This is a genomic window from Bradyrhizobium uaiense (assembly GCF_010811875.1).
Classification (GTDB): Bacteria; Pseudomonadota; Alphaproteobacteria; order Rhizobiales; family Xanthobacteraceae; genus Bradyrhizobium; species Bradyrhizobium uaiense.
In genome coordinates this window covers 1-25,480 of sequence record NZ_VKHP01000133.1, presented here as the reverse complement: position 1 = coordinate 25,480, position 25,480 = coordinate 1, and the positions used below count along the sequence as shown (strand labels likewise).

At 65.7% G+C, this 25,480-nt stretch carries 27 protein-coding genes and 1 pseudogene; 14 read left to right on the top strand and 14 right to left on the bottom strand.

What is annotated here, in order from left to right; translation table 11 throughout:
* Positions 1-151: 151 nt before the first annotated feature.
* The 3 genes and pseudogenes from FNJ47_RS27545 to FNJ47_RS27535 all read right to left on the bottom strand — a co-directional run.
* Positions 152-646 (bottom strand): annotated as a pseudogene (locus tag FNJ47_RS27545) (YoaK family protein); the annotation flags it as partial.
* Positions 647-853: 207 nt separating this feature from the next.
* Complete coding sequence (locus FNJ47_RS27540) at positions 854-2,902, bottom strand: elongation factor G (RefSeq protein ID WP_163158814.1); 2,049 nt, start codon at positions 2,900-2,902, stop codon at positions 854-856.
* 177 nt (positions 2,903-3,079) lie between these two features.
* On the bottom strand, positions 3,080-3,988 hold the full coding sequence (locus tag FNJ47_RS27535) for a LysR substrate-binding domain-containing protein (protein WP_163158811.1): 909 nt from the start codon (positions 3,986-3,988) through the stop codon (positions 3,080-3,082).
* A gap of 124 nt (positions 3,989-4,112) precedes the next feature.
* Between FNJ47_RS27535 and FNJ47_RS27530 the strand changes: the two genes are divergently transcribed.
* A complete protein-coding gene (locus FNJ47_RS27530; RefSeq protein WP_163158809.1) occupies positions 4,113-5,045 on the top strand; it encodes an alpha/beta fold hydrolase in 933 nt (310 codons plus the stop codon).
* Here the strand turns inward: FNJ47_RS27530 and FNJ47_RS27525 are convergent.
* From FNJ47_RS27525 to FNJ47_RS27515, 3 genes are all read right to left on the bottom strand, one after another.
* Positions 5,042-5,524, bottom strand: a complete 483-nt coding sequence (locus FNJ47_RS27525) for a DUF992 domain-containing protein (protein ID WP_163158807.1) — start codon at positions 5,522-5,524, stop codon at positions 5,042-5,044. The genes FNJ47_RS27530 and FNJ47_RS27525 overlap by 4 nt on opposite strands.
* 258 nt (positions 5,525-5,782) lie before the next feature.
* Positions 5,783-6,307: a DUF992 domain-containing protein gene (locus FNJ47_RS27520; protein ID WP_163158805.1), complete on the bottom strand. Its 525-nt coding sequence runs from the start codon at positions 6,305-6,307 to the stop codon at positions 5,783-5,785.
* 269 nt (positions 6,308-6,576) lie between these two features.
* Positions 6,577-7,779 carry a pyridoxal phosphate-dependent aminotransferase gene (locus FNJ47_RS27515; protein WP_163158803.1) on the bottom strand — a complete coding sequence of 401 codons (1,203 nt, stop codon included), beginning with the start codon at positions 7,777-7,779 and terminating at the stop codon, positions 6,577-6,579.
* 619 nt (positions 7,780-8,398) lie between these two features.
* Here FNJ47_RS27515 and FNJ47_RS27510 point away from each other — a divergent pair.
* The 3 genes from FNJ47_RS27510 to FNJ47_RS49925 all read left to right on the top strand — a co-directional run bounded on the left by FNJ47_RS27510 (position 8,399) and on the right by FNJ47_RS49925 (position 9,626).
* Positions 8,399-9,052 carry a glutathione S-transferase family protein gene (locus FNJ47_RS27510; protein WP_163158800.1) on the top strand — a complete coding sequence of 218 codons (654 nt, stop codon included), beginning with the start codon at positions 8,399-8,401 and terminating at the stop codon, positions 9,050-9,052.
* Between the two features lie 180 nt (positions 9,053-9,232).
* On the top strand, positions 9,233-9,409 hold the full coding sequence (locus FNJ47_RS49930; RefSeq protein ID WP_165445896.1) for a hypothetical protein: 177 nt from the start codon (positions 9,233-9,235) through the stop codon (positions 9,407-9,409).
* Positions 9,410-9,470: 61 nt separating this feature from the next.
* On the top strand, positions 9,471-9,626 hold the full coding sequence (locus FNJ47_RS49925; protein ID WP_165445895.1) for a hypothetical protein: 156 nt from the start codon (positions 9,471-9,473) through the stop codon (positions 9,624-9,626).
* 13 nt (positions 9,627-9,639) lie between these two features.
* Here the strand turns inward: FNJ47_RS49925 and FNJ47_RS27505 are convergent, their stop codons facing one another.
* Positions 9,640-9,993 (bottom strand): DMT family protein, encoded by a 354-nt coding sequence (locus tag FNJ47_RS27505; protein WP_163158798.1) that lies wholly within the window; start codon positions 9,991-9,993, stop codon positions 9,640-9,642.
* A 211-nt stretch (positions 9,994-10,204) separates the two neighbouring features.
* On the opposite strand from FNJ47_RS27505, the gene FNJ47_RS27500 reads away from it, so the two are divergent.
* The 3 genes from FNJ47_RS27500 (at position 10,205) to FNJ47_RS27490 (ending at position 12,797) form a co-directional block, all read left to right on the top strand.
* On the top strand, positions 10,205-11,020 hold the full coding sequence (locus FNJ47_RS27500) for a PAS-domain containing protein (RefSeq protein ID WP_163158796.1): 816 nt from the start codon (positions 10,205-10,207) through the stop codon (positions 11,018-11,020).
* A gap of 97 nt (positions 11,021-11,117) precedes the next feature.
* Positions 11,118-11,579: a GNAT family N-acetyltransferase gene (locus FNJ47_RS27495; RefSeq protein ID WP_163158794.1), complete on the top strand. Its 462-nt coding sequence runs from the start codon at positions 11,118-11,120 to the stop codon at positions 11,577-11,579.
* A 276-nt stretch (positions 11,580-11,855) separates the two neighbouring features.
* Complete coding sequence (locus tag FNJ47_RS27490) at positions 11,856-12,797, top strand: aldo/keto reductase (protein ID WP_163158792.1); 942 nt, start codon at positions 11,856-11,858, stop codon at positions 12,795-12,797.
* Positions 12,798-12,864: 67 nt separating this feature from the next.
* Here the strand turns inward: FNJ47_RS27490 and FNJ47_RS27485 are convergent, their stop codons facing one another.
* The 3 genes from FNJ47_RS27485 to FNJ47_RS27475 all read right to left on the bottom strand — a co-directional run bounded on the left by FNJ47_RS27485 (position 12,865) and on the right by FNJ47_RS27475 (position 16,099).
* Positions 12,865-13,209 (bottom strand): endonuclease domain-containing protein, encoded by a 345-nt coding sequence (locus FNJ47_RS27485; RefSeq protein ID WP_163158790.1) that lies wholly within the window; start codon positions 13,207-13,209, stop codon positions 12,865-12,867.
* A gap of 80 nt (positions 13,210-13,289) precedes the next feature.
* A complete protein-coding gene (locus tag FNJ47_RS27480; protein ID WP_163158788.1) occupies positions 13,290-14,519 on the bottom strand; it encodes a DUF1501 domain-containing protein in 1,230 nt (409 codons plus the stop codon).
* Positions 14,516-16,099, bottom strand: a complete 1,584-nt coding sequence (locus FNJ47_RS27475) for a DUF1800 domain-containing protein (protein WP_163158786.1) — start codon at positions 16,097-16,099, stop codon at positions 14,516-14,518. Before FNJ47_RS27475 ends, FNJ47_RS27480 begins: the two co-directional genes overlap by 4 nt.
* 103 nt (positions 16,100-16,202) lie before the next feature.
* Here FNJ47_RS27475 and FNJ47_RS27470 point away from each other — a divergent pair, with 103 nt between their 5' ends.
* On the top strand, positions 16,203-16,418 hold the full coding sequence (locus FNJ47_RS27470) for a cysteine-rich CWC family protein (RefSeq protein ID WP_163158784.1): 216 nt from the start codon (positions 16,203-16,205) through the stop codon (positions 16,416-16,418).
* Positions 16,415-17,089, top strand: a complete 675-nt coding sequence (locus FNJ47_RS27465; RefSeq protein ID WP_163158782.1) for an HAD-IA family hydrolase — start codon at positions 16,415-16,417, stop codon at positions 17,087-17,089. The genes FNJ47_RS27470 and FNJ47_RS27465 overlap by 4 nt, the downstream gene beginning before the upstream one ends.
* Before the next feature lie 117 nt (positions 17,090-17,206).
* On the opposite strand, the gene FNJ47_RS27460 is transcribed toward FNJ47_RS27465, so the two are convergent.
* Both FNJ47_RS27460 and FNJ47_RS27455 read right to left on the bottom strand, forming a co-directional pair.
* Positions 17,207-18,382 (bottom strand): peptidase M15, encoded by a 1,176-nt coding sequence (locus tag FNJ47_RS27460; RefSeq protein WP_236000125.1) that lies wholly within the window; start codon positions 18,380-18,382, stop codon positions 17,207-17,209.
* A gap of 93 nt (positions 18,383-18,475) precedes the next feature.
* The gene (locus tag FNJ47_RS27455) at positions 18,476-19,120 is read right to left on the bottom strand and encodes a TetR/AcrR family transcriptional regulator (protein WP_163158780.1); all 645 of its coding nucleotides are present in this window, start codon (positions 19,118-19,120) and stop codon (positions 18,476-18,478) included.
* Positions 19,121-19,209: 89 nt separating this feature from the next.
* On the opposite strand from FNJ47_RS27455, the gene FNJ47_RS27450 reads away from it, so the two are divergent.
* Positions 19,210-20,001: a crotonase/enoyl-CoA hydratase family protein gene (locus tag FNJ47_RS27450; RefSeq protein ID WP_163158778.1), complete on the top strand. Its 792-nt coding sequence runs from the start codon at positions 19,210-19,212 to the stop codon at positions 19,999-20,001.
* 156 nt (positions 20,002-20,157) lie between these two features.
* On the opposite strand, the gene FNJ47_RS27445 is transcribed toward FNJ47_RS27450, so the two are convergent.
* Positions 20,158-20,865: a glutathione S-transferase N-terminal domain-containing protein gene (locus FNJ47_RS27445; protein WP_163158776.1), complete on the bottom strand. Its 708-nt coding sequence runs from the start codon at positions 20,863-20,865 to the stop codon at positions 20,158-20,160.
* 210 nt (positions 20,866-21,075) lie between these two features.
* Here FNJ47_RS27445 and FNJ47_RS27440 point away from each other — a divergent pair, with 210 nt between their 5' ends.
* Positions 21,076-22,191, top strand: a complete 1,116-nt coding sequence (locus FNJ47_RS27440; RefSeq protein ID WP_163158774.1) for an MBL fold metallo-hydrolase — start codon at positions 21,076-21,078, stop codon at positions 22,189-22,191.
* Positions 22,188-22,844 (top strand): SCO family protein, encoded by a 657-nt coding sequence (locus FNJ47_RS27435; RefSeq protein WP_163158773.1) that lies wholly within the window; start codon positions 22,188-22,190, stop codon positions 22,842-22,844. The genes FNJ47_RS27440 and FNJ47_RS27435 overlap by 4 nt, the downstream gene beginning before the upstream one ends.
* Before the next feature lie 12 nt (positions 22,845-22,856).
* Here the strand turns inward: FNJ47_RS27435 and FNJ47_RS27430 are convergent, their stop codons facing one another.
* A complete protein-coding gene (locus tag FNJ47_RS27430; protein WP_163158771.1) occupies positions 22,857-23,090 on the bottom strand; it encodes a hypothetical protein in 234 nt (77 codons plus the stop codon).
* 111 nt (positions 23,091-23,201) lie between these two features.
* Here FNJ47_RS27430 and FNJ47_RS27425 point away from each other — a divergent pair, with 111 nt between their 5' ends.
* Positions 23,202-24,104, top strand: a complete 903-nt coding sequence (locus tag FNJ47_RS27425; RefSeq protein WP_163158769.1) for a LysR substrate-binding domain-containing protein — start codon at positions 23,202-23,204, stop codon at positions 24,102-24,104.
* Positions 24,097-25,317 (top strand): NAD(P)-binding domain-containing protein, encoded by a 1,221-nt coding sequence (locus FNJ47_RS27420; RefSeq protein ID WP_163158767.1) that lies wholly within the window; start codon positions 24,097-24,099, stop codon positions 25,315-25,317. The genes FNJ47_RS27425 and FNJ47_RS27420 overlap by 8 nt, the downstream gene beginning before the upstream one ends.
* The last annotated feature ends 163 nt before the right edge of the window (positions 25,318-25,480 follow it).

Sequence of the window (25,480 nt, the reverse complement as noted above, 5' to 3'; positions counted from 1 at the left end):
GGGCGAGCGGCGCCTTGGCCGCTGTGGGGACACGAGCCGCTCACGGGGGTGGGCCGGCTGCCGTGCAATCCTCGACCACGCGCGGTGTCGGCGGGGGGTAGGCAACGTGCGCCGGCGGGGCGCGCGACCCAGCGCCGCCCTAGGTCACACTGTGGGGAGCCAGGCACACCCCCGCCCCGCCGGTCAGCGCGGCGGCGATCAGCTGGCCGGCCTTGACCAGCGCGCCGGTGACATAGGTCAGACCGAGCCCGGCTCCGCCCTGGAGCTGGAAAACGGCGTTCTCGAGCCCCATCGCCAGCACGATGGCCGCGACCGCGGCGTTCGGCAGGCCAAAGGCATAGGCCAACGCCGCGGCTGTCAGCAGCAGCGCCTCGACGAACAGGATCAACGGCTGGCGATGAGCCAGGGGGCTGAGCACGACCAGGCTGCCGGCCGCGGCCCCCGCAACAAACAACACGATCAGCGCCAACGCCTCAAGCGCATGCTGCCAGTGGCCGTCGGCCAGCGCCACGCCAAGCCGCGTCGAGTTGCCGCTCATGAAGGAGACGAACAGCCCGCCGAGCTGCAGATAGCCGATGCCGTCGACATAGCCGGCCAGCGCGCTGAGCGCGCAGGCCAGCGCCAGGTTGCGGCGGGATTCAAGCATGGTGGCGGAAACTGCTCTCCTTGTTCAGAACGACAATGTTCATGAAAGCGAGCAGCTTGGGAAGAGAGGGAGGGAGCGAAGCACCCTCCCCTGTCATTCCGGGGCGATGCGATAGCATCGCACCTCAGATGCGCAATTGCGCATCGGGGAATCTCGAGATTCCGGATTCGCTCGCTGACGCGAGCGCTCCGGAATGACGTCGCTTGGTCACGCCGCGTCGCGATGCGCGGCGATGATCTGGTCGGCGGCGCGGCCGGTCACTTCGGCCATGCGGTCGAACTGCCGCGTGAAGGTGCCGGCACCGGCGGTGGCCGAGCGCAGCTCGACGATGAGGTCGCCGATCTCGGCTTCCGGCATCGTCGCGCGGACACAATCCCAGCCGCTCCAGCCCTCGCGGGTGTCGAAGCCGAGGATCTGGCCGCGCCGCGCCGACAGGATCGCATTGATCTTTGCGGTGGCCTCGGTCGGGCAGACGATCTCGACCATGTGGATCGGCTCCAGCAGCACGGGCTGGCACTGCGGCAGCCCTTCGCTGACCCCCATCCGCGCCGCGGTGCGGAACGCGAGGTCGGAGGAATCCACGCTGTGATAGGAGCCGTCCGTCAGCGTGACGTCGACGTCGATTACCGGGAAACCGAGCGGCCCCCGCACCAGCGCGTCGACCACGCCCTCCTCCACGGCGCCGATATAGTTGCGCGGCACCGCGCCGCCGACCACCTTCTCGTGGAATTCGAAGCCTGAGCCGCGCGGCCTCGGCTTGATGTCGAGCACGACGTCGCCGAACTGGCCGTGGCCGCCGGACTGCTTCTTGTGCCGGCCGCGCTGGGTGACGGCCTTGCGGATGGTCTCCTGGTAACCGATCGCCGGCGGATGCGATTTGACGCTGACGCCGTAGCGGTCTTTCAGCCGCTCCTGCGCGACGCGCAGATGCATCTCGCCCTGCCCCCACAGCACGGTGTCGTGGGTGCGCGGGTTCTGGATCATCGTCAACGAGGGATCTTCTTCGTTCAGCCGCAGCAGCGCCTGGCCGAGCTTGACGTCATCCTTGCGGTCGGTCGCTGATATCGAGATCGACAGCACGGGCGCGGCCGGCTCGACCTTGACCAGCGAGGCCGGGGCCGTCTTGCCGCTCGAGACCGTGTCGCCGGTCTTGATCGCGTCGAGCTTGCCGAGCGCAACGGCGTCGCCGACCTCCGCGGACGGCCGCTTGCTGTCATGCCCGCCTGACACCGCAAGGATGCCGGAGACGCGTCCGCTCTCGCCGGACGAGGATTGCAGCGTTGCGCCGTCATCGAGGCGGCCCATCAGCACGCGCGCCAGCGACAGCTTGCCGCCGTGCTGCAAATGCACGGTCTTGAACACATAGGCCAGCGCGTCCTTCTGATCCTTGATGCCGAGCCGCCTGGCTGTCTCAATGACGCCCGGCGCCTCGTGGCGCAGTGCCTTCATCAGGCGGAGCACGCCGTTCTCGCGGCTCGCAGCGCCAAGCAGCACCGGACAGATCAGCCCTTCGCGCAGTTCGCGCGCGAGATCGTCGAACACGGCATCGCGCGGTGGCTGGATATCCTCCAGCAATTGCTCCATCAGCGCGTCGTCGTGGTCGGCGAGCTTCTCCAGCATCGAGAAGCGCGCTTCCTTCTCGCGGTCGAGATTGCCACCTTCGAGCGCCATCACCTCAGACGGCTTGTGCTCGCGATAGACGAAGGCGCGCTCCAGCGCGAGATCGACGAAGCCTTCGATCAGGTCGCCGTTCCAGATCGGGATCTGGCGCAGCACCAGCGGGACGCGCGAAGCCGGCTGCAGCGTCGCAAGCGTCTCGCGGACGCGCTTGTTGGCACGGTCGATCTTGTTCAGGAACAGGAAACGGGGAATGCCGAGCTCCTCGAGCTCGCGCAGGATGATCTGCAGCTGCGGCAGCTTCTTCTCGTCAGCTTCGCAGACCACGACCGCGGCATCGACCGCCGGCAACGCGGCGCGCATGTCGTGCGCGAATTCGATCGAGCCGGGACAATCGATAAAGGTGTAGCTGTCACCCATAAAGGTGGTGGTGGCGGCAGTCAGGCCTACGCCCATCTTGTGTTGACGCGCCTCGGGGCTGGCATCGCCGATGGAGGTTCCGGCATCGACGCTGCCGGCCGTCTTGATGGCGCCAGTGCGCGCCAGGATCGCTTCCAGAAGTGTGGTCTTACCGCTTTGGAAAGGGCCCACCAATGCAATGCACCGTGGACCTCGGGGACTTCTGACGTCTTGTCCCATTGCCGCCTCCTCGTGTTGGAGCTCGGCCCATGATTGGGTCGGCGACCGTTTATGCTCTGCCTGCGTTTGACGTTTGGCAAGCGGGAAAACGTCGCTGCGGTGCGGCGTCGCGGGAGATTGCGATGGCAGAGCAAATCGCCGTCATTGTCCGGACGATTGCGTCCGTGCGACGGTTCCTCAGGGCGCAGGTGGCAAAGCAATCTCGCGCCAGCGCATGGCGATGTCGAGCAGGCGCGCTACGGCGGGCGAGACATCTTCTTCGCGCCACGCAATCGTGAGCGGAGCCGTCACCACCGGCGCAGCAAGCCGAACGTAAGCCACGCCGCGACCGCTCTGCGCGCGCGCCGCAGCCTCCGGAACGAGCGACACACCGACGCCCGCGGCAATCAGGCCGATCGCAGTTTGCAGATGAAGCACCTCCTGCGCAAGCCGCGGCGTGAAGCCCGCGACCCGGCAGGCGGCGACGATCAGGCCGGTGACCGAAGGCTCCGGGCTGGCCGGATAGAGCACGAAGGCATCGTCGGACAATTCGGCGAGCGCGATGTCGCGCCGCGCCGCGAGGGGATGCGCACACGGCAGCGCCGCAACATACGGCTCCTCGATGATGAGCCGCTGGGCAAGACCCGGTTCGTCGAGCAGCGCCGGACGTGCGAAGCCGACATCGATCCGGCGTCGCCGCAGCGCTTCGGCGATCTCGGTCGCCAGCATCTCGTCAAGCACGAGCTCGACATCAGGACAGGCGTCGCGATAGGCGCCGATGATATCGGGAAGGCCGGCAAACATGGCGGAGCCGACGAATCCGATTCCGAGCTTGCCGGCCTGACCGCGACCGACGCGCCGCGTATCCGCAACCGCGCTCTCGAAATTTGCGAGCAGCGCGCGTGCGCGCGCAAGCAGCAGCTCGCCGGCCTCGGTAAGCCTGACAGGACGGCTATTCCGCTGCAGCAGCGTGACGCCGAGCTCCTCCTCGAGCTGACGGATCTGCTGGCTCAGCGGCGGTTGCGCGATGTGCAGCCGCTCCGCCGCGCGGGTGAAATTCAATTCCTCGCCGAGCGCCACGAAATATCGCAGGTGTCGCAATTCCATGCCGGCGATATAGCACGGCGGCCGGCGCCGGCGGCAATACGCAATAGCTCTGCTATCGTATCGAACGAGTATTGGACCGGACGCGCGAACACCGACAGCCTGCGGCAATCCACAGGAGGTCGCCATGACGGCGCTGGACAAAGCTTTCGCGGACGCAGCCGCAACCGGCATCACACAACAGAAGATCGATATCGGCGGCCTGTCCGTCAACGTCGCGCGCTTCGGCAAGGGGCCGCCGCTGCTGCTGCTCCATGGCTGGCCGGAGTTCTGGCTGGTGTGGCGCCCGCTGATGCTGCGCCTCGGCGACAGCTTCGAGCTGATCGCCCCCGACCTGCGCGGCTGCGGCGACACCGGCAAGCCTGTGCCGGGACCTGACGCGTCCGCGACGGCGGAGCGCCACGCGCGGGATATGTTCGCGCTCATGGATGCGCTCGGCCATGACGGCTTCGGCGTGATCGGCGGCGATCTCGGCGCCTACGTCATGCAGGCGATGTCGCATCATGCCCCGCAGCGACTGACCGGCACGCTTTATCTCTGCACGCCCTATCCGGGGCTCGGCGAGCGCTACGGTCAGCCCGGCCACCTGATCGAGGTCTGGTATCAATACTTCCAGCAGCTGCCATGGGCCGCGCAATTGGTCGGAAGCTCGCGCGAAACATGCCGGCTCTACTTCCGCCATTTCCTCGACCACTGGTCGGGCGACGATCCCGCCGTGTTCGGCGACCTGCTGGACGCCTATGTCGACAACTTCATGAAGCCGGGCAACATCCAGGGCGGCTTCGACTGGTATCTCTCGTCCGCGCCCAATCGCCGGCTCTGGCTCGAAGGCAAGCTGCCGGCACGACCGCGCATCGACGTGCCATCGCGCTTTCTCTGGGGCCGCCGCGATCCGCTGATCGCGCCCGAATGGTCGGACAGGCTGGGGGACTACTGGAGCGAACCTTCGATCAGGTTCGTCGACACAGGGCATTATGTTCACGTCGAGGCGCCAGGAATCGTCGCCGAAGAAGCCCGCGGCTTCTTCGGCCGATTGGCGAACGGAGCGCGCGCAAGTTAGCGCCCCGGACGCAGCTCCAGGCTCTCGAGCCCGGCGGCGACGTTGACGCCGACCTGGCCCTGCACGCTGAGCGGCTGCAGGGCGATGGTGTTGTCGGAACCGCCGACCAGCACATTGCCGCCGACGCCGACGCCGAGCGTCGCACTGCCCTGCGCGCCGGCATAATTGCCGGAGAGCGCAGCCGGCCCGAGCCGCTCCACCGGTGCGTAGACGCCCCAGGCCAGCGCCGATTCCTGGGTGATGCCGAGATCGATGCCGATCTTTTGGATGGTCGCGATGTAGCGATCCTCCGGCAGGCCGTTGGCGCGGAACACGCAACCGAGATGCGTGACGGAACCGACGATGAAGCCGACGCTCGCGCCGCCGCGGCATTCCAGGACGCCGACCTGTACGCGCTGGCTCGGCTGTTGGGCGTTGGCGCCAACGATTGCGGTTAGCGTGGCAATGGCAGCACCGGCGAGGAGAGTGAAGCGACGCATGTTGGGGAGTCTCCGGCTAGAAAGTCATGACGCGAGCAGAGAACAGAACGGCGCCGTGTCTGCGGCGCCGTTCGTATCCTATGCCATAACATCGAACGGTCGGCCAGAATTAGCGGTGCTCGACCACCGATTGTTGCCGGATGTGGCGATGTTGCTGCCGCGCGACCACGCAGAACCCGTCATGGAACGGACAACAAACGACACACAACAAAAAAGAGGCCCGCTTTCGCGGGCCCCTTTGATCGAACACCGACCTGCTTAGTGGTGGTGGTGATGACGATGGTGACGGTGATGCCGGCGCGGGCCAGCGGTGCGAACCGGCTCGAGATCGATCCCGGCAATACCGGCCGCAACGTTGAGGCCGGTCTGGCCCTGCACGCTGATCGGCTGCAGCGCATAGGCGTTGTTCGGGCCGCCGAACAGGAAGTTACCGCCGGCACCGAGGCCGACCGAAGCATTGACGCCGACGCCGCCGTAGCTGCCGGCGAGCGCACCGCGCGGGAGCTGCGTGGTCGGCGCGCTCACGGCCCAGGCGAGCTGGGTCGTCGCGGTGACGCCGAGGTCGACGCCGATCCGCTTCACGGTCGCAACATAGGGCTCCGGCCGACGGCCGCCGCTCTGGAACACGCATTCGAGGCGAGCGACGGAGCCGACGACGAAGCCGACGTTCTCGCCGCCCTGGCATTGCAGGACCCCGGCTTGAACCTGCTGGGGCGCCGCGTTGGCGGTGGCGAACGGCGCCAGCGCCGCGAGCGCTGCAATGGCGAGGGTAGAAAGTCGCATGGTCTGTCTCCGGAAGGTGAACTGAACTGAATTTGCGCGGCGGACACAAAGGAAGGCTCGTGTCCAAAACAAGGCAGCGCGCAAAGAGGCCGTAAAAAACTCCCGCGTGTGGCAATGATGTTCGCACACACGCGCGTGAGGTGAGCAGCTTGTGATTTGACTCTGTGCTTTTACCGCCCCGCGAGATGAACACACAAACAGAAACGCTCCCGCACGTAGTGCGAGAGCGTTGCTTGTTTCGAAGTTGCTTGGTTCGAAGTTTTTCTGAATTACCTCAGGTTACCGCAGAAGCGCTGGATGCGCTTGCAGGCGTCCTCGAGATCCGAGGTCTTGGTGGCATAGGAGATGCGGAACGCCGGCCCGAGACCGAATGCCGATCCCTGCACCACGGCAACGCCTTCGCTCTCGAGCAGCTCGGTGACGAACGCTTCGTCATTGTCGATCACCTTGCCCGTCGGCGCCGTCTTGCCGATCGTGCCGGCGCAGGACGGATAGACGTAGAACGCGCCTTCCGGCCGCGGGCACTCGATGCCGTTCGCCTGGTTGAGCATCGACACCACGAGGTCGCGACGCTCCTTGAACACCTTGTTGTTCGCGGCGATGAAGTCCTGCGGACCGTTGAGCGCCTCGACCGACGCCCATTGCGCGATCGACGACGGGTTCGAGGTCGACTGCGACTGGATTGTCGCCATCGCCTTGATCAGCTGTGCCGGACCGCCGGCATAGCCGATGCGCCAACCGGTCATGCAGTAGGCCTTCGACACGCCGTTCACGGTCAGCGTGCGATCGTAGAGGGCCGGCTCGACCTGCGCCGCCGTGGTGAAGACGAAGTCGTCATAGACGAGGTGCTCGTACATGTCGTCCGTCATCACCCAGACATGCGGATGCTTGACCAGCACGTCGGTGAGCGCCTTGAGCTCGCTCCTGGTGTAGGCCGAGCCCGTCGGGTTCGACGGCGAGCACAGGATCACCCATTTGGTCTTCGGCGTGATCGCCTTCTCGAGATCTTCCGGGCGCAGCTTGAAGCCGGTCGAGGCCGGGCAAATCACCGGCACCGACTCGCCGCCGGCGAGCGCCACCATCTCGGGATAGCTGACCCAGTACGGCGCCGGGATGATCACCTCGTCGCCGGGATTGATGGTCGCCATCAGCGCATTGTAGAGCACCTGCTTGCCGCCGGTGCCGACGATGATCTGGTTCGGCTTGTAGCTCAGCCCGTTCTCGCGCGAGAACTTGTTGATGATGGCTTCCTTGAGCTCCGGAATGCCGCCGACATCGGTGTACTTGGTCTTGCCGGCCTCGATCGCGTGGATCGCAGCCAGCTTGATGTTGGCGGGCGTGTCGAAGTCCGGCTCGCCGGCACCGAGGCCGATGACGTTGCGGCCCGCGGCTTTCAGCGCGCGTGCCTTGTCCGTCACCGCGATCGTCGCGGACGGCTTCACACGGTCGAGCGCAGCGGACAGGAAGGCCATTATCATCTCCTGGCAAACGTCGTGAGCGGTTGGGCCACGACTTGATTTGAATGGGATCGCGGCACCCTAGGCCTGTCGCCGCTGCATCGCAAGAAGCTTGGCGGTAGAGCACGAAAACTTTCGCGCATGGCTCGCAACACGCGCAATATTCCGCAAGTTCCGGAGCCCAAAGGCTCATATCCGGCAAGCCCGGCGACGGCCGCTGCAGCCTTGCCGGCAAGGTCTGTGGCGACATGCCAGCGCGAATTGCTCCGAGGACAATGTGCCGTACGGCACTTGCCTGACGGCGCCGACGACAGGCCATCAGGCGCAGCTGCCGGCCGGCACGTCGTGCGTTAACGCTTGTAGATTGCAGCGCGTTGGCCATACGGCACGATGGTATCGACCGGCACCGTGCACAGCGTCGCGCAGGCGTGATCCGAGTTGTTCTGCCGTGTCGATGGAATCGTTCTGCACGCGTGCAGTGCGGTAGACGTTTCGACTTTTTCCACTCTACAGGGCTTGCGACGCACTCCCGTCGGCATCATTGTTTAGCGGCGTTGCGGTGTGACAGGCCGCGCAATTTCGAGCGTACCGTTCCCTGCAGCCCGTCTTCCTTGATCGTGTGAACACCGACGCAATGTACAAGCTCTATTCGATGCAGCGCTCCGGCAACAGCTACAAGGTCCGGCTCGCGCTTGCCGTGCTGAACACGCCGTACGAGGCGATCGAGATCGACATCCTGCGTGGCGAGAGCCGCACCCCGGATTTCCTGGCCAAGAATCCGAGCGGCCAGGTGCCGCTGCTCGAGGTCGCCGAAGGCCGCCACCTCGCCGAGTCCAATGCGATCCTCTGGTACGTTGCGGTCGGCACGCCGCTGGCGCCGGAATCGCGGATCGATCGCGCCGAGGCGCTGCAATGGATGTTCTTCGAACAGCACGCGCTGGAGCCGAATATCGGCGCCGCCTATTTCTGGCTGTCGCTGGTCAAGGGCGGGCGCGACCTGCAAACCCACGCGCTGGAGGACTGGATGGAGCGCGGCTATGCGGCGCTTCAGGTGATGGAGAATCACCTCAAGGACCACGCCTATTTCGCCGCCGGACAGCTCACCGTCGCCGACATCGCGCTCTACGGCTACACCCATGTCGCCGACCGCTGCGACTTCGACCTGACGACCTTTCCATCGATCCGCGCCTGGCTGAAACGGGTCGAGCAGTCCCCCGGTTTCGTCTCGATGGATTGGCAGCCCGGTCCCGAGGCCGAGCCTCAGGCCCGCCTGGTGGCGGGCCTCTGAACAACTGGGCCTGAATAGCGGGAAGAGCGGGGAAATTGCCCAAATAGCGGGCAAAACAGCCTCAACGGCCGCATTTTAGCCATTTTCGGGAGACTCCGCCGCCGCAATGTTGCCGGTGACCGTGGGCAGATTCGCTCGGATGTCGCGAGTGATTCGCTCGCGGCCTGAGGGATTTAGACCATGACACGGTGGTCCGGCACGGCAGGCTTCCATGGCCGCCCTGCCCCAGTGGCATCATCCCGGCTGACGAACGCGATCGCCGCGTCGCTCGCGCTTGGCGCGCTGACGCTGTGCCTGGTCGTCGCCGTGACGGTGCTGTCGAGCAACATCGGCATGGCAATATCGATCCCGGCCTAATCAAGCAGATTCCTTTGGGCACCTGATCCGCGGCAAGGCGCGAGAGAGACAGCGGCGCGACATGATGAAGACTCCAGTCGGACTTGTGACTGTGACGCTGTCGGCGGCGATCCTGCTGGCGGCGTCGCTCTTGATCGTGACCGGCACGCAGGGCGAAGACCGCGCCCACCCCGCGCAGGTGATGACACCTTCTGCCAAGCAGGCTCCACGCCACTAGAGCCGTTTCGGCTCTAGCTCCATTTATGGAAGATGAAGAACGCGCCGGCAGCGATGAAGGCGAAGCCGAGCGCGTGATTCCAGCCCAGCGGCTCCTTCAGGTACAGCACCGAGAAGCCGGCGAACACGACCAGCGTGATCACCTCCTGCATGGTCTTGAGCTGCGCCGCGTTGTAGACCGCGCTGCCCCAGCGATTGGCCGGCACCGCCAGCCAGTATTCGAAGAAGGCGATGCCCCAGCTCACCATGATGACGAGGGGCAGCGAATGATCCTTGAACTTGAGATGGCCGTACCAGGCGAAGGTCATGAAGACGTTCGAGGCGAACAACATCAGGATCGGCAGCAGCGAAGGCGAAATGGCGGGCATCGATGTCCTCTTGCAAGCAAAGCACGCGGTAACCCGCAGGCCCGGAACCGGGTTCCATGCCGATCTGCATATCATTTTATTTGAAAGCAGCGAAAGCTGGCTCGGCCCGGGCAAGGCCCGCTTAACGGTCGGAACGGAAATGCCGGCGCCGTTGCGGCCCTGTCGTCAAACTAACGCTTTATCGTTTGTTCGACAGATAGCGAGAACGCGCATGCGGTTCGACTGGCGTGCAATTTCAGGTCCGGCCCTGACGGCGATCACGGCGCTTGCCGCCTTCCTGATCGATCGTCTCGTTGTCGCCGTCCCCAATCCGGCGCCGCTGTTCGTCTGCATCGTGGCGCTGGCGAGCTCGATCAGCGGCATCACCTCCGGGCTGATCTCCGCTGCGATCGCGGTGGCCGGTTCGGCGCTGTTCTTCCTCGATCATCGCGCGCTGCCCGGCTATGACATGGCCGACGTCGCGCGGATGCTGCTGCTCGCGGTCACTGCTGCCGGCACCGCCTTGATCACCGGCATGCTGCGGCAGAAATGGATCGACGCCTTCGCCGCCGACCAGCAGCATCACGCCACCTCGGAGCGGCTCGCGGCCGCGCTCGACCAGGTCGACATCGGCATCGTGCTGCTCGACGCCGACACCCGCGCCGAATTCATCAACCGCGCCTTCCGCGACACCTTCGCGCTGTCCGACGCCCAGGCCGACAGCAAGCCGCCCTTCGTCGCGCTGATGTATCATGGCCGCGACACCGGCGCCTATGAACTGCCGGAAGACGAAATGAGTGCATTCGTCTCCAAGCGCATCGAGATGATGCGATCCGGCGATTCCACGCCGATCAACCTCAATCTCGCCGACGGTCAGGTGCTGCGCTTCAGCTGCACGGCGCTGCCCGACGGCGGCCGCATGTTGAGTTACACGCCGGTGACCGACCTCGTGCGGCATACCGACGATCCCGCCCGAGCCCACGAGTATCGCGCACAGCGCGCCGGGCGCGAACGCCATCTGGCGCGGCTGCTGCGCGCCGCCGAGTGAGGCGTGACCGCCCGATTGATCCCGCACATTGCCGACGATAGAACATTGCAAGCGATGCGCAGGCATCGCGCAACGCAGGATCATGCAAGGACCGTTCATGTCCGACGACGTCACCATCCGCTTCGTCACATCAGACGATTACGCCCAATGGCTTCCCCTGTGGGACGGCTACAACGCTTTCTATGAGCGTTCCGGACCGACCGCGCTCGCGCCCGAGATCACCGCGATGACGTGGCAGCGCTTCTTCGACGCCTACGAGCCGATGCATGCGCTGGTCGCCGATGCCGGCGGCAGGCTGCTCGGCCTGACGCACTATCTGTATCACCGCTCGACCACGGCGATCGCGCCGACCTGCTATCTGCAGGATCTCTTCACCAGCGAGGCCGCGCGCGGCAAGGGCGTCGGCCGCGCCTTGATCAACGGCGTCTACGCGCAGGCAAAGCTTGCCGGGTCGCCGCGCGTCTACTGGCAGACGCACGAGACCAACCACACCGCGATGCAGCTTTATGACAAGGTCGCGGACAGGCCGGGCTTCGTCATCTATCGCAAGGTTCTCTGAGCGCGCACGCGCGACCTGTGGATTGAACAGAGATGTCACCGGCGCGTTACAAAGCCCGGCTAGGCTTCGCCTCGCGTAAGATCAGGCCCCCCGTCTCAGATCTTCGCCCCGAGCGGTCCCCGTCAGTCGCCGCGTCTGACCGGGACCGCTTTTTTTGCGACACAGCAAATTTTGCGACACTGCCATGCGTGACCGACGGTAGGGCGGCACCTTGCCGCCCCTCGGCGTGCTTGTCACAATGCGCGGCATCCCTCGCCTATCCCACAGGATTGTCTCATGGAAATTCGTAATCTCGGCGGCTCCGGCCTGCGCGTGTCCGCGGTCGGCATCGGCTGCAACAATTTCGGCCAGCGCACCGACCTGGAAACCTCGCGCAAGGTGATCCACAAGGCGATCGATCTCGGCATCACGCTGTTCGACACCGCCGACATCTATGCCGGCATGGGCGGCTCGGAAACCGTGCTCGGCACCGTGCTGGGCGATCGCCGCAAGGACATCGTGCTCGCCACCAAATTCTCCAAGCCGATGGCAACCGACGGCACCAGGCAGGGCGCCTCGCGGCGCTACATCATGTCGGCGGTCGAGGCGAGCCTCACGCGGCTGAAGACCGACTACATCGATCTCTACCAGCAGCATGATTACGACCCGCTGACGCCGATCGACGAGACGCTGCGCGCGCTCGACGATCTCGTGCGCCAGGGCAAGGTGCGTTACATCGGCAACTCCAACTTCCCGGCGTGGCGGATCGCGGAAGCCGAATACGTCGCGCGCGAGATGAACATGAACCGCTTCGTGTCCTGCCAGGACGAATACAGCCTCGTGGTGCGCGGCATCGAGAAGGACCTGCTCCCGGCAGCGCAGCAGTATAATCTCGGCCTGCTGCCGTTCTTCCCGCTCGCCAGCGGTCTCCTCACCGGCAAGTACCAGCGCGGCACTGCGGCGCCCGCCGACACCCGCTTCGCCAAGGCGCCGGCCCTCAGGGATCGCTACGTCACGCCGCGCAACGAGGACATCGTCGAGCAGCTGCAGGCCTTCGCCACGGAGCGCGGCCACACCATGCTCGAGCTCGCCTTCTCCTGGCTCGCCGCCCGCCCGCAAGTCTCAAGCGTCATCGCCGGCGCGACGCGTCCCGAGCAGGTCGAACAGAACGTCAAGGCGATCAGCTGGAAGCTGCGCGCGGAGGAGATGGCGGAGATCGACCGGATTACGAAGGGCTGAGACGGAGCGGCGCTCTCTCCGCTCCCTCTCCCCGTCCTTCACGGGGAGAGGGTTGGGGTGAGGGGCTCTATCCACACAGCTCAGTTTGAATTGTAATCAGCACACCATCGATGTTCCCGAGCACATCGTTGTTCCAGAAGCGAAGCACTCGATATCCTTCGTCGGTTAGATACCGGTCGCGAACCGCGTCCTCAACCGAGTCCGCATGCTGCCCGCCGTCGACCTCAATTACGATTCGCTTCTCCCGGCAGACGAAGTCGCAGATGTACCTCCCGGCCGGAACTTGTCGCGCGAATTTGTGACCGTCGATCTGGCGATTGCGGATGCGATTCCAAAGCACAATTTCCGCGTCTGTCTGGTTGGTACGCAGGCCTCTCGCGAGTCGGATAGGCGTTTCCTTGCGGCCGCGCATTGCCCTGCCCCTCACCCGGAAGCAACGCGACGCGTTGCTTCCGACCTCTCCCCGCAAAGAGCGGGGAGAGGTTGAGAAAGTCAAGCCACCAGCCCCTTCATCGGCTTCACCGGGGCGCTGTCCGGAAACACCGCGTCGGCCAGCACGCGCTCGCCGAGGCCGAACTGGTCGTGCAGCACGCCCTTGATCACGGCGCGCAGGTCGGTTGTCGGGGCGAGGTCGCGGGCCTGGTAGAGATTGGCGGGCTTCAGGCCCGGCCAGTCGGTGATCATGCGGCCGCCGTTCACCGCGCCGCCGGCGAGCAGCGCGATGGTGCCGGTGCCGTGGTCGGTGCCCTCGGTGCCGTTGATGCGCGCGGTGCGGCCGAACTCGGTGGCGACCACGATCACGGTGTCGCGCCAGCGCGCGCCGAGCCCGTTCTGGAATTCCGCCAGCGCGCCGTCGAGACCGCCGAGCAGCTGCGCGAGGCGGCCGACGGGCCCGCCTTCATTGGCATGGGTATCCCAGCCATCGAAGGCCAGTGCGCCGATCCGCGGGCCGTCATCGGCCGCCATCAATTTGGCGGCGCCGCGCGCCACCAGGCGCATCGCGGCCACGCCGCCGCCGCCGGGCTTCGGCTTCATCTCGTCGCCCTGCGCCTGCTTCTCCAGCTGCAAGCCTTGCGTCAATGCAGTCGCCAACGCCGGATCGCGATACTGATAGAGATCGAGCAGCCGCATCGCGGTGTCGTCGGCGGCCTGCGGCAGCGCGGTCGGCGCCCAGCCGACGGTTGGCGCCGTGCCGCGCAGCACCAGCGGCGTGGTCGGGCCGACCGCGAGCGCGCTCGTCACCCGCTCGCCTTTCGGCAGCGCCTCCAGCGCACGGTTGAGCCAGCCGGACTGCACGCGGCCGGGACCGGGGAAGCCGCTCTCCAGCACATCCTGCCCGTCAAAGTGCGAGCGATCGCGATAGGAAGTCGCAACCGCATGAACCACCGCCGCCTGCTTGGCGCGATACATCTTTGCAAACTCAGGCATCGCCGGATGCAGGCCGAAGAACGGATCGAGCATCACCGCAGGATTCGGCCCATCGGCACGAAGCGCGATCGCGCCGTGCAGACCGGCATAATCGGGGTCGCCGACCGGCGCGACGGTGGCAAGGCCGTCGAGCGCGCCGCGCAGGATGATGGTGACGAAGCGCGGATCGCGGCCATCGGCCGCGCGCGCGAATTTCGGCAAGTAGGCCCAGGCGGCAAACGAGGCACCGCCGAGCAGCAGCGCGCGGCGCGACGTCGCCTGCATCATCGCGTTCTCGGAGCAATCCATCGTCATCTCCTCTGGAATTCCGGCGACATCAACAGCAGCGCCAGCGCCTGCTGCCGCGATTCCGCGCGCTCGATGGTGCGCCGCGTCTCCGGCGACGCGGCATCCGCGGCGACCAGCTCGAGCAGGTCGCGCGGGTCGAACCGGTCGGCGAGCTGCGAGGCAACCTGCGCCGAGATGTCGAGCCTGAGCTTGATGCCTTCAGGCGCCGCCCAGGCTGCTGCGGTATCGGGAAAGCCGTTCGGCCCAGCCGGCGACCACAGCGGCTGGCCGAGCACATTGAGGCCATTGAGATAGCGGCCCGGATCCTCGGGATTGCGCGCCAGCAGGCGGCCCGATGCGACCAGGAATTCGTAAGGCGAGCGCATCTTGGTGAGCGGCGCCTGCCACGCCTCGTTGGACCCGACGAGCGTCGTGGCCAGCGCCCTGAGGTCGCCGTCGGTCTTCGTGAAGCTATCCTGCAGCTTCGCCACTAGCGCCGGCGGCGGATCGTCGGCAACGAAATGACGGGCGAATTTGGTCGCGATGAATTTCGCGGTCGAGGGGTGCCGCGCGATATCGGACAGCACCGCCTCGCCCTGCGCGAGGCCGGCCTGCGCGTAAGTCTTGCCCAGCACCTGCTGCGGGCCGGGCTGATGCGCATTGGCGCTGAACACGAAGCTGCCGGGCGTGCCGAGCTGCCCCTTGCGGCCGGCGAAGGTCCAGCCGGTGATGACGCGCGCCAGCGACGTCACGTCGTCCTGGGTGTAGCCGCCGCCGACGCCGAGCGTATGCAGCTCCATGATCTCGCGCGCGAGGTTCTCGTTCAGGCCGCGATTGCGATTGACGCCGGCGCGCGACTCCGGTCCCAACGATTGCTGGTTGTCGAGAAAGAACAGCATCGCCGGATGCTGCTCGACGGTCTTCAGCATGTCCGAGAAACGGCCGAGCACGTGCGGGCGGATCGCTTCGCGCTCGAACGAGCCGGCCCACATCCGCGCCAGCGCGCCCTTGTTGGCGGAGATGCAGAAGTGGTTTGACCAGAACACCACGAGCCGCTCGACGAAACCACAATCGGCGACCACGCCGCGCTGCAGCCGCGCCAGTGCCTCGGCGCGGAACGTCTTCTGAATGATGTTGGGCGGCTCTGCCGGCGGCTTGGGCGGATTGGCCACCGTCTGCATCGTCGGAGGCTGCACCGCGGCTGATGGCATCATTGCCGCATTGGCGTTGTCGACCGCCTGCGCTTGCATCGCCGGATCCTTGCCGGCGATCTCCTTGGCGGCCGTAGACAGCGACAGATTGCGCCGCTGCGGCGACTTTGCGTCAGAACTTTGCGGCGGTGCCTCACTCGCGCCTTGCTGCGCGGCTTTCGCGGCGTTGCGCGCCTGCTGAATCTCGAATTGGTAGTCGAACACCTGCTTGCCAAGCTCAGGCGTCGAGAGCAGGCCCGGCACTTCGAGCAGCGCGCCGTTCGGACGCGCCAGTTCGGCAAGCACGAAGCCGCGCGGATCGGAGGCCGCGTTGATGAAGTCGCCGGACGCCCCGCCGCGGGCGCCAAATCCAAACCGGTTGAGAGCAACCAGCGCGGCTTGCGAATCACGGGCCATCGGAATTCCCTTGGAGGCCTATCCCGGCTATATCTGTTGCACGGCATCATAGCGCGGGTCGGGATGAACCCGAGATTAATTCGCGCATTAAATCGCGGTTAGAATGGACATCTCGTCAAGCGATCGTTCCGAACAAGGATCTCCACGCCGGCTTGCCTGCGCGACATGCGGCAGCGAATTTTCCTGCTCGCTCACGGGATCGTGTTGGTGTTTCGACGAGAGCTTTCATCTGCCGATGCCGGCTGATGGCAGCGACTGCCTGTGCCCTGCATGCTTGCGGAAACTGGCGGAACAGCAGGCTGAGGCGAGCCGCACGTGAACGCGCCCTGGACCGTCGACGCCATCCTGCTCGACATGGACGGCACGCTGCTCGACACCGAGAAGGTCTACTTCGACAGCCTGGTCGCAGCGCTGAATGCGTGCGGGTACACCGATGATGTCGTTGCGCTGTGCCATGCCATGGTCGGGCTGCCCGGCCCGGTCTGCGAGACAATGCTGCGCGATCACTACGGCGCGGGCTTTCCGCTGGACGCTGTCAACCAGGCCTTTCTCGACCATCGCGATCGGATGATGCGCGCGGGCCTGCCGCTAAAGCGCGGCACGCTCGACCTGCTCAATGCCATCGCCACAGCCGAACGCCCGATGGCGATCGTCACCTCGTCGTCGCGCCGCTCTGCCGAGCGCAACCTGACTCTCGCCGGTATCCGCGACCGCTTCGAGACGCTGCTGACGCTCGACGACGTGACGCACGGCAAGCCGGATCCGGCGCTCTATCTCAAAGCCGCCGCGCGGCTCGGCGTGACGCCGGCCGCCTGCATCGCGGTGGAGGATTCCAACCACGGTGTCACCGCGGCCCACGCCGCCGGCGCCATCACGCTGATGGTGCCGGACATGGCACCGCCGACGGATGAGACGCGCGTAAAATGCGCGGCCGTGTTGCCGGACCTCAACGCCGTGCTGGCGTTGCTGCAGGAGCGCGGCGCGCTTTAGCCGTCATTGCGAGCACTTCGGATACCACGCCGGCCGGTTATGCCGGAGCCGCCATCGGATCATGCTTTTTGCGCAGACCGGTGGGCTAACCCACCATACTAAGCATCGCGAGCCCGCTCAGATCGTTCGCACCTTCGATGACTTCGCGGTCTTTGCGCGTTTCACCGCCGCGCGGCTGTCGTGCGCTGCGTGACGGCTGCGCGTCTTTGCGTCCAGTGCCGCCTGCCGCGTTTTGCCGCCACCGCGGTGAGCGGCATATTCCTTGCCATCGATCGGCGCCAGATGGGGCGGGTCAAAATCGAGATAGGGGCGCGCGACGCCAAACTCCTTGCCGTGCGCGTCGATCCATTTCCAGAGCCTTTCCGACGATTTCCAACGGTCGTCGCGGGTCGCGCCGTCGATGCTGACGATGTCGGCCGCGAGCCCATGGCCGTAGCCGCCACGGAAACTGCCGCCGTGATACGACTTGGTGCTGGCCGCCTTCAGCCCGCTTGCAATCGACTGGCGGTAGTCATCGCGGAAGGCACTGGTGATGCCGGGCGACAGTCCGGCCTGTTCGGCCGCTAGAAGCGCACGAAAGAGCTTCAGCTTGAAGCTCCGATCGACGCCTCCCATGACGTAGTCCATCATCGGCATGCCGGCTCTTTCGGCCGCCTTGGTGTCCTTCCAGGCGAAATCCTCATCGACAAGCTTGGTGAAGGTTCTGGTGACCGTCACCATTTTCTTCTTTCTCTTGACCGTCACTTCCCTCTGCTCAGGCACCTTGATGGTGTCTTCCTTGGGCGTCCTTTGATAGAGCGCCCACAGATAGCGATCGATGCAGGCATTGAAGTCCCAGCACTCGTCGAGGATTTCGAAGGAGTCTACCGCCGGCTTGACCACGCGAGGCTTCGGATCCGGCGTGTTCGCTGCCGGCGCCTGCAGCAGTTGAATGTCCGGCGGCAGCACCGGATCGGTCAACGCGGCCTCGACGACAGGTTCCGTCTCGTGCACGGTCGGCGCAGCCTTAGCGGTCGCCACCGCTTCCTGTTCGTTCATGGTCAATGCATGAAGGCCATCGACGGCAGCGTCCGACGTGGCAGTTGTCGGCGATATCGCCGATACGGCATCGGCGAGGACAGCGGGTGCGCGGGACTCATCAACCGATGCACCGGTGACTGACGCATCGGTGACTGACGCACCGATCTTCTCGATACCAGCCGAACCGAACGCCGCAAACCACGAGACAATGCAGCCCGACAGAACGACCGTCCCGCCCAACGTCGCCGCCCGCACCCGCCGCGAGTTCATCATCCCAGCCTCCACGGGCTCCTTGGGAGCCAGATTTCAAGCATGTGACGATGCGATCATCCGCTAGGGGCGTGGTCGCGCAATGGCGAAAGAAGGTTAACGACCCATCTTTCCGAACGATGTTGCCCGAATGCAACTCGCCCCCTCCCCCCGTTTTTGCCCCTTCTTCTTGAGCGCCGTCTCGATCAGCGTGCGCGCGGCCTCGCCGGCCGTTTCCATGTAGCTTGCGTCGCGATGCAGCAGCACGACGGCGAACGATCCATCCAGCAGCAGCAGGATCTGCCGCGCCAGCTCGAGCGGATCGGCGATCCCCTGCTCTGCGAAGGTCGCACGCAGCCAGTCCTCGAACTTCTTCTTGTGCGCGGCGCCGATTTTGATCGCGGGATGGCCGGGCAGGTTGGCAAGCTCGGCGGAGGTGCGCAGGAAGCCGCAGCCCTTCCATTTCGGATGCCGCGCCGAGCGCGCGAGGTTCCTGAAGATCGCCTCGACCTTCACCGGCAGGCCGCCGTCGGCCTCCGCGAACCATTTCCGGAACAGCGCCAGGTTCGGCTGGTCGCGCGCGGCGAGATAGGCGGCGACCAGATCGTCCTTGCTCTTGAAGTGGTAATACAGCGTGCGCTTGGTGAGGCCGGCCTTGGCGGCGACCTCATCGACGCTCACGCGGCGGATGCCTTCATTGTAGAACAACGCGCTCGCCGCCTGGACGATGCGCTCGCGGGTGGGCTCCGAGGGTCTGGGCATGGCGCTATGTATACTAACCAGTGAATATACACAAATTGCGGCTGGCCCTACATTCGGCTCCGAGCCCCCCCAATGCCGGAGATTGCACCATGCCCGAACCCATCCTGCTGGAGATGACCGACGGGATCGCCCTGATCACGCTGAATCGCCCCGAGCAGCTCAATGCGCTGAACTATGCGCTGATCGATCGGCTGATGGCGGCGCTCGACCGCATCGAGGGCGACGCCGGCGTGCGCGCCGTGATCCTGACCGGCGCCGGCGAGCGCGCCTTCTCGGCTGGTGCCGACATCAAGGAATTCTCCGATAGCGTCAAGCAGGGCGCGGACGTCGCGGTGCGCGATTTCGTCCGCCGTGGACAAGCGATGACCGCGCGGCTCGAGGCGTTCAAGAAGCCCGTGATCGCCGCCGTCAACGGGCTCGCCTTCGGCGGCGGCTGCGAGATTACGGAGGCGGTGCATCTTGCTGTCGCCAGCGACCGTGCGCTGTTTGCAAAGCCCGAGATCAAGCTCGGCATGCCCCCGACCTTCGGCGGCACGCAGCGGCTGCCCCGGCTGGCCGGGCGCAAGCGCGGGCTGGAGCTGCTGCTCGCCGGCGATCCGTTCCCGCCCGACCACGCACGCGAGATCGGGCTCATCAACCACATCGTGCCGCACGATCAATTGCTGACGGCCGCACGCGAACTCGCCGGCCGCATCACCAGGCATTCGCCCGGCGCCGTCGCCGGCACCATCACCGCGGTGACGCGCGGGCTCAACATGCCGATTGCCGAGGGTCTTCTGGTCGAGAGCGAGCAGTTCGCCGCGCTGGTGCCGAGCCGCGATCTGGCCGAAGGGCTCGCCGCGTGGAAGCAGCGGCAGCCGGCGAAGTATGTCGGGGCGTAAGCTCGGCTCGTCCCACAACCATCATTGCGAGCGAAGCGAAGCAATCCATCGATCCGCGTGCACGGAGGCATGGATTGCTTCGTCGCGGAGCCTGTCATCGGGCGCGCATTCGCGCGACCCGTTGGCTCCTCGCAATGACGTGGAAAGAACTGCGCCCTAACGCACCACGGCCGCGGTCTGCCCGAACAGCAGCTTGCGCTCTTCCTCGGTGCGGATCGCAGGCTGGCCGAAGTTCGGATTGATCTCCTTGGCCTTGGCATAGGCACGTTCGGTCGCCGGGCGCTTGCCGATCGTCTCCAGCCAACGCTTCAGATGCGGGAAGTCGTCGATCTCCTGGCCCTGGTTCTTGTAGGGCACGACCCAAGGATAGCTCGCCATGTCGGCGATCGAATAGTCGCCGGCAACGAATTCGCGATCGGCCAGCCGCTTGTTGAGCACGCCGTAGAGCCGGTTGGTCTCGTTGACATAACGGTCGATCGCATAAGGCAGCTTCTCGACCGCGTAGTTGCGGAAGTGATGGTTCTGTCCGGCCATCGGCCCGAGCCCGCCCATCTGCCAGAATGTCCACTGGATCGCGTCATAGCGGCCGTAGAGATCCGAGGCCAAGAATTTTCCGGTCTTCTCGGCGAGATAAAGCAGGATCGCGCCGGACTCGAACAGGGAGATCGGCTTGCCGCCGCCCTTCGGTGCGTGATCGACGATGGCCGGAATACGGTTGTTCGGCGCGACCTGCAAGAATTCGGGCTTGAACTGATCGCCCTTGCCGATGTTCACCGGGAAGACCTTGTATTCCAATCCGGTCTCTTCGAGGAACATCGTGATCTTGTGACCGTTCGGCGTGGACCAATAGTGGAGATCGATCATGGGGCGTGATCCTGTTGTCGGGAGATTTGATGGCATACGGTGAAAGATGCGTTTGCATGAATTTGAATAATCCGGATGCCAAGTCAATGGTGCGGGCTGCCATCCGCGCGCAATTGTGATCAATCAATTGAGCGGATGCGCGATTGGGCCTAAGCTATCCGAACAGTTTGATTTTGTTTTCATGACGATATTTGCGACGGGAGGATTGCGATGATCAAGGATCTAGCACGGCGCGACTTTCTGAAGGGCTCCGCGGCACTCGCCGGCGCTGCGGCTGCGGGCGCGTTCTCCTGCGTCGAGATTGCGAGCGCCGCGCCGATCGAGGTGCCGACCGTCGACAAGCTCTCGATTCGCGTGCTGGTCGATTCCAGCTACGATTTATTCTTCAAGCCGAAGCAGTCCGGCGGCGTCACCATCGCGCCGCCGCCGCGCGGAGCCGACTACCAGAAGTCGCTGCACAATGAATGGGGCCTGTCGCTGTGGCTGGAGTCGGAGGCCAAGGGCGCGCAGCGCACGCTGATGCTCGACTACGGCTACACGCCGGACGTGCTGCTGAACAACATGGCGCTGGTCGGCGTCGACCCGGCCAAGATCGACGCGCTGATCGTGAGCCACGGGCACTACGACCATTTCGGCGGCCTCAACGGCTTCCTCGACAAATTCCGCGACAAGCTGCCGGCCGACGTCAAGCTTTACGCCGGCGGCGAGGACAATTTCTGCCACCGCGTCAGCGCGACGCCGACCAAGGGCCAGTTCACCGATTTCGGCACGCTGGACCGCCGCCAGCTCGCGTCGCAGCGCGTTACCACGGTGCTGTGCGAAACTCCGACCGTGATCGCCGGCCACGCCTTCACGACCGGCAAGATCACCCGCCGCAGCGTCGAGCGCGTGTTGCCCAACACCTGGGTCGAGTTCAGCATCAAGGACGGACTCGGCTGCAACGCCAGCCACTATCTGCCGGCCGAGCTGGACGGCAAGATCGTGCCTGACGAGCACATCCACGAGCACGCCACCTGCTTCAACGTCAAAGATTTCGGCCTGGTCGTGATCTCGTCCTGCGGCCATGTCGGCATCGTCAATTCCGTCAAGCAGGCGCAGGAGGTCTCGGGCATCCAGAAGGTGCATGCGATCGTCGGCGGCTTCCACCTCGGACCGGCGCCGAAGGATTATCTCACCGAGGTCGTCGCCGAGATCAAGAAGCTCGATCCCGATGTGGTGATTCCGATGCATTGCTCGGGGCTGAACTTCGTGCAGGAGGCGACCGCGCAGATGGGCGACAAGGTGCTGGTCACGACAACAGGCAGCCGCCTCTCCTTCGGCATATGATCCGACCGATCCTGCGCGGCTTTGTATGCGCTGGCGCGGGCCTGGCATGCGCCGGCGCAGGCCTGTGGCTGACGCTGGCGCCGGTGCTGGCCGGCGATGCGCCACGGCAATCGGCGCGCTCGGCCGCCGAGATCATGGACATCCTGATGTGGAATCGGGAGCCGGTCGGCGGCCCGTTCGCGCTGACCGACCAGGCCGGCCATGCGCGCACCGACAAGGAGTTCCGCGGCAAGCTCATGCTGGTCTATTTCGGCTACACCTATTGCCCCGACGTCTGCCCGACCGATCTGCAGGCGATCGGGCTGGCGCTCGACAAGCTCGGCGCTGACGGCGATCAGGTGCAACCGATCTTCATCACGGTCGATCCCGAGCGCGACACCGCAGCCCACCTCGCCGAATACGTGCCGCTGTTTCACCCGCGGCTGATCGGGCTGACCGGTGACGCTGAGGCGATCCGCACGGTAGCCGATGCCTACAAGGTCTATTACACCCGGGTACCGCTCGAGGGCGCCGGCGACTACACCGTCGATCACACCGCCTACATCTACCTGATGGACCGCGACGGCAATTATCTCGGCTTCTTTCCGCCGGGCACATCGGCCGACCGCATGGTCGAGATCATCCGGCCGCGGCTCGCCGAGCCGGCGCGCTGACTTCGCGCCGCGTCAATGCGTCCGCCCATGCGCGCGCAAAAGGGTTTCGCCGGTTTCCGTCACCATCACCCGCATGCCCTCGACCGACGGACGGCGCGCGACATAGCCGCGGTCGACGGCGTCCTCCCAGATCGTCAGCCGCGGGCATGAGGTGCGCCAGACCTCGAGCACCTCGGCATAGCGCCGCGGCTCGCGCGCGACCCATTCCACGAGATCGAGCACCAGGGCGTCGGTCGTCTCAGTCATTTGGTCCTCGCCGGGGTCAGCAGGATTCGTTGTCCCCCATATTTCTGCGCCGCTTGGCCTCTGCCCGCAAACCGAGTTATCTTGCCCTTGCATCAGTTTTCCTGAGGGTTCATGCGGCGGCTGCTCTTTCTCAACGGCATCAAGGCGTTCGAAGCCGCGGCGCGGACCGGCAGCTTCGCGTCGGCAGGAAGCGAGCTCAACGTCTCGGCCGCGGCGATCAGCCGGATGGTGCATCTGCTGGAAGAACGGCTCGGCGTCGCGCTGTTCGAGCGAAAGGCAAACCGCCTCGTCACCACACAGGCCGGCCGCGCCTATCAGAGCGGGTTGACGCCGATCTTCGACGCGCTGGCGAGCCTCACCGCGCAGGTCACGGCATCAGCGAGTTCGCGGGTGCTGACCGTCGGCGTCGGTCCGACTTTCGCGATGAAATGGATGATCCCGCACCTCGCCGAGTTCCGCAAAGCGGAGCCTGACATTGAGGTGCGGATCACGACCGGCGGCATGGCGGTGCCGTTCGCCGACGACTGGAGCTGCGGCATCCAGCTCGGCGACGGCCGGTGGCCGGGCCTCGTCGCCGAGCCGCTGTTCGCCGCCGACCTGATGCCGGTGTGCACGGCGCGGCTCGCCGGCAGCCTGAAGCGTCCCGCCGATCTCAAGGGGCCGAGCCTGATCCGCGTCGCGCATTCACCCGACGACTGGCCATCCTGGCTGAAGGCTGCGGGGGTGCCGCGCTTGACCGCGCGCGGGCCGGAATTCCAGTTCTACGGCCAGGCGCTGCAGGCCGCCAGCGATGGGCTCGGAATCGCAATGGGCATCCGGCCCTATATCGACGACGATCTCGCCGCCGGCCGGCTGGTGGCGCCGTTCGGGCTCAGCGTGCCGAAAGGCATGCGCTGGTATCTGGTCTATCGCGGCTTCCACGCCGAGCAGCGCGATTTCGCCGCGTTCCGGCGCTGGATCATCCGCGCCGCGGCCGAGCCCGCTGCGCGCCGCAAGGGAGCGCGCAATGCGTGAGGAGACCATCGATACGCTGGTGATCGGCGGCGGCCAGGCCGGGCTCACCATGAGCCATCGGCTGAAGCAGCGTGGCATCGCCCATCTGGTGCTGGAGCGGCGGCGGATCGCCGAGCGCTGGCGCAGCGAACGCTGGGACGGATTGATGTTCCAGTTTCCGAACTGGTCGGTGCGGCTACCGGAGTTTGCGTTTCCGCACCGCGATCCCGACGGCTTCTCGACCACCGCCTCCATCATCGCCTTCATCGAGGCTTATGCCGCGTTCGTCGCGCCGCCGATCCGCTGCGGCGTCGAGGTCACGGCGCTGCGCCGCGACGCCACAGGCTTCGTTGCCGAATTTGCCGGCGGCAGCATCGCTGCCCGCAACGTCGTGGTTGCCACCGGCCCCTATCAGCGGCCGCTGCGGCCCGAACTGCTGGACGAGCATCCCGGCCTGTTTCAGGTCCATGCCTCCAGCTACAAAAATCCCGCGCAATTGCCCGATGGCGCGGTGCTGGTGGTCGGTGCCGGCGCCTCGGGCGCGCAGATCACCGACGAGCTGCTACGCGCCGGCCGCCATGCCTTCCTCTCGGTCGGGCGTCACAACCGGCTGCCCCGCCGCTATCGCGGGCGCGACCTGTTCTGGTGGCTGGCCGAGATGGGGGTCGACGAGACGCCGGTCGAGCAGCGCGGCCCGTCGCGCCTGCTGCCGGTGATTTCGGGCGCCCATGGCGGCCACACCATCGATTTCCGCCGCTTCGCCGCTGACGGCGTGACGCTGCTCGGCCGCATCACGACGGCGCGCGACGGCGTGCTCGAAATCGCCCCCGATCTCACCACCAACATCGCCAATGGCGACGCCTACTACGCGACCTTCCTCGGGATCGTCGACGACTTCGTCGCGGCTCGCGGCCTCGATCATCCCGACGATCCCCTGGCGCGCATCCGCCTGCCCGATCCGCCCTGCCTCAGCGCGCCGCTGCGCACCGTCGACCTCCGCGACGAGCGGATCAGCAGCGTGATCTGGGCCACCGGCTACGGCCTCGACCTGAACTGGATCGACATACCGCTGCTCGATGCCGGCGGGTCGCCGCGACACCGCCACGGCGTCTCCGACGTGCCGGGCCTCTATTTCCTCGGCCTGCAATGGCTGTCGAAAATGAAATCCTCGTTCCTGTCTGGCGTCGGCGACGACGCGGCCGCGCTCGCCGATCACATCGCGGCCCGCCGGTAGAGACGAGCCAAATTTTGCTCAAATCGAGCGACAGCCTTCGCTTCACCTCGCCCCGCGTGCGGGGAGAGGCATAGGCGGCCTTCGGCGGCCGTTCTCAAGAACGCCGAAGCAGAGCTTCGGCTATGACGCATCGTCAGATGCGTTCCGGGTGAGGGGGAGCCTC